Here is a 2940-nt window from a genome sequence, read left to right as displayed (position 1 = left end):
CGGTTACCGCGCCTCGGGATCGGACGGGGCCGGGCGCCGCACCCGCCACAGGCCGTCAAGCCGCTATGGGGTACCCCACCGCGCCACGGGCCTGGCACCGCGCCACAGGTCCGGCGCCGCGCCACTGGGCCCGCGCCGCCCCGGCGGTGCCGCACCTCGGCGTCGGTTACCGCGCATCGGTGCCGGTTACCGCGCCTCGGGATCGGGCGGGGCCGGGCGCCGCACCGCGCCACAGGCCGTCAAGCCGCTGTGGGGTACCCCACCGCGCCACGGGGGCAGGCCCGCGCCGCCCCGGCGGTACCGCGCCACGGTGTCGGTTACCGCGCCTCGGGATCGGGCACCGCGCCCGGGCCCCGGTCCCCCCGCCGCCGGGCCTCGGGGTCGCCGGTCCCCCCGCCGCCCTCCGGGCCCCGGGGTCGCCGGGCGCGTATCGCACGGGGACCGTGCGGCGCCTCCGCAGCCACCGCTCAGCGGGCACCGCTCAGCAGCCACCGCTTAGCGGGCACCGCACCGGGTACCTGGTGACCATGAACGCGCCAGGCCCCGCCGTCGGTGTGGTCGTCGCCACCCGCGATCGTGCCGAGCGACTCGCCACGACCCTCGAACACCTCACCGCCCTGCCGGAGCGGCCACCGGTCGTGGTCGTCGACAACGGCTCGACGGACCACACCAGGGCCATGGTCGCGGAGCGGTTCCCACAGGTGCGGGTCCTGGGGCAGCCGGTCAATCGCGGGGCGCTCGCCCGCAACGACGGCGTACGCGCCATCGGCACCCCCTACGTGGCCTTCAGCGACGATGACTCCTGGTGGGCGCCGGGGTCCCTGTCGACGGCCGCCGACCTGCTGAACGCCCATCCGCGGCTGGGGCTGCTGGCGGCCCAGGTGCGGGTCGGCCCGGCGGAGCGGCCCGACCCGCTGAACGCCACGCTGACCGCCTCCCCCATCGGCCGGGCCGGGGACCTTCCCGGACCGGAGGTCCTCGGCTTCCTCGCCTGTGCGGCCGTGGTGCGCCGTGGCGCCTTCCTGGAGGCGGGCGGCTTCCATCCGCTGATCTTCTTCGGCGGTGAGGAGACGCTGCTCGCCTATGACCTCGCCGCGATGGGATGGGGGGTCTCGTACTGCCCCGAGGTGGTCGCCCACCACCACCCGGACCCCGCACCGCGCGGGGACCGCACCGCCGTGGTGCGGCGCAATGATCTGCTCGGCTGCTGGCTGCGCCGCCCCCTGCCGCTCGCGGTCCGGCGCACCGCCGCACTCCTTGCCGAGGCCGGGCGGGACCCGGAGGCGCGGGCCGCGCTGCGCGGGGTGCTCGCCCGGCTGCCGACCGCGCTGTGGCAGCGCCGGCCGCTGCCACCGTGGGTCGAGGAGGCCGCCCGGCGCGTGGACGGGCAGCGGGCGGACGAGCCCGCCGGGCAGCGGCCCGCGCGGACGCGGCACGGGAGACGGCACGAGAAGCGGCACGAGAAGGGGCGTGGGAAGGGGACCGTCGCCCATGACCGGTGACCGCGCCACCGGAACCGCGGACGACCGCACGACGGTCGTCGTCATCACCCGCGACCGGCGGACGGAGTTGCTGCACACCCTGGACCGGCTGGCCGAACTGCCCGAGCGGCCGCCCGTGATCGTCACCGACAACGGCTCCACGGACGGCACCGCCGAGGCGGTGTCCCGGCTCCACCCGCGGGTACGGCTGCTGCGGCCCGGCCGCAACCTCGGCGCCCTGGGCCGGAACGTCGCGGTACGCCAGGTGCACACGCCCTACGTCGCCTTCTGCGACGACGACTCCTGGTGGGCGCCGGGGTCCTTGTCGACGGCCGCGGACCTGCTGGACCGCCATCCCGGGCTGGCGTCGGTGACCGCCCGGATCCTGGTCGAGCCCCAGGGCGCCGAGGACCCCATCGTGGCGGAGCTGCGCTCCTCGCCGGTGCCGGGCCCGCGGTGGCTGCCGGGCCCGGCGCTGGGCTCCGTGCTCGCCGCCGCGACCTGCGTGCGCACCTCCGCGTTCCGTTCGGTGGGCGGCTTCTCGCCCCGGCTGTGGCTCGGCGGGGAGGAGGAGCTGCTCGCCGCCGATCTCGCCGCCCTGGGCTGGTGGCTGGTGTTCGCGCCCGAGCTGGCCATCCACCACGCGCCGTCGGTCGCCCGCGATGCCACGGCCCGGCGGGTGCGCGGGCTGCGGAACACGCTGTGGTTCACCTGGCAGCGCCGCCCGCTCACCTCCGCCGCGCGCCGCACCCTGTTCCTGGCGCGTACGGTGCCCCGGGACCGGGCGAGCCTGCGGGCCTTCGCGCAGGCGTTCGTGGGGCTGCCCGGCACTGTCGCCCGCCGGGCCGTGGTCCCCCCGCGGGTCGAGCACGGGCTGCGGCTGCTGGACGAGGCCCAGCGGGTGTCGACGGCCCGGCGCTATGTGGGCTGACCCCTCGGGGCCGCCCGGCGCTATGTGGGCTGACCCCGCGGGGCCCGGTGTGCGCCGGATCGCGGTCCGACCGCGGTCGCCCAGGGGCGGGGGCTGGGCTCGGGGAGCCGGTGCAGCGCCTGGAGGACCTCGGTCACCGTGATCCGCAGCAGCCGCTCGTCCGGGGCGGCCCCATGGGCGTCCCCCGGCCGGGCCGAATCGTCGTCCGGGTGCCACAGCGCCCGGTGGAGCGCGCCGGGCGGCGGCCCCCACAGGCGGGGGGCGACCGGGCCGAACAGCACCACGGACGGTGTGCCCAGGGCGGTCGCCAGATGGGCCAGGCCGGTGTCGCCGACGACCACCGCCCGCGCCCACGCGACCAGCGCGGCCAGTGCGGTGAACGGCGGGTCGGTGTCGCCGCCCAGCACGGCGTCCCCGGGCAGTCCGGCGCGCCGTGCCACGTCGTGGGCCAGCGCCGCCTCCCCCGCGCCCGCGGTGACGACGACCCGGTGCCCGGCGGCGCGCAGCGCGGCGCCCACGGCCCCGAAC

General features: G+C 78.2%; 3 protein-coding genes. 2 read left to right on the top strand and 1 reads right to left on the bottom strand.

Going from position 1 to position 2940, the window contains the following annotated elements; translation table 11 throughout:
- Nucleotides 1–527 precede the first annotated feature (527 nt).
- Both AXW62_RS36815 and AXW62_RS36810 read left to right on the top strand, forming a co-directional pair.
- Nucleotides 528–1502, top strand: a complete 975-nt coding sequence (locus AXW62_RS36815; RefSeq protein ID WP_079115965.1) for a glycosyltransferase family 2 protein — start codon at nucleotides 528–530, stop codon at nucleotides 1500–1502.
- Complete coding sequence (locus tag AXW62_RS36810; protein ID WP_060948232.1) at nucleotides 1492–2412, top strand: glycosyltransferase family 2 protein; 921 nt, start codon at nucleotides 1492–1494, stop codon at nucleotides 2410–2412. Before AXW62_RS36815 ends, AXW62_RS36810 begins: the two co-directional genes overlap by 11 nt.
- Nucleotides 2413–2432: 20 nt before the next feature.
- Here the strand turns inward: AXW62_RS36810 and AXW62_RS36805 are convergent.
- A partial coding sequence (locus tag AXW62_RS36805; protein ID WP_289306040.1) for a glycosyltransferase family 9 protein occupies nucleotides 2433–2940 on the bottom strand: 508 nt, incomplete at its 5' end.

The sequence above is a fragment of the Streptomyces hygroscopicus subsp. hygroscopicus genome (assembly GCF_001553455.1).
In the GTDB taxonomy this organism is placed as follows: domain Bacteria; phylum Actinomycetota; class Actinomycetes; order Streptomycetales; family Streptomycetaceae; genus Streptomyces; species Streptomyces hygroscopicus.
Note: the sequence above shows the minus strand (reverse complement) of the source record. Positions and strands in the feature narration are given on the sequence as shown.

What these genes read in the sequence shown, in the direction of transcription:
- AXW62_RS36815 (WP_079115965.1), top strand. Translation starts at nt 528, where the DNA reads ATGAACGCGCCAGGCCCCGCCGTCGGTGTGGTCGTCGCCACCCGCGAT.
- AXW62_RS36810 (WP_060948232.1), top strand. Translation starts at nt 1,492, where the DNA reads ATGACCGGTGACCGCGCCACCGGAACCGCGGACGACCGCACGACGGTC.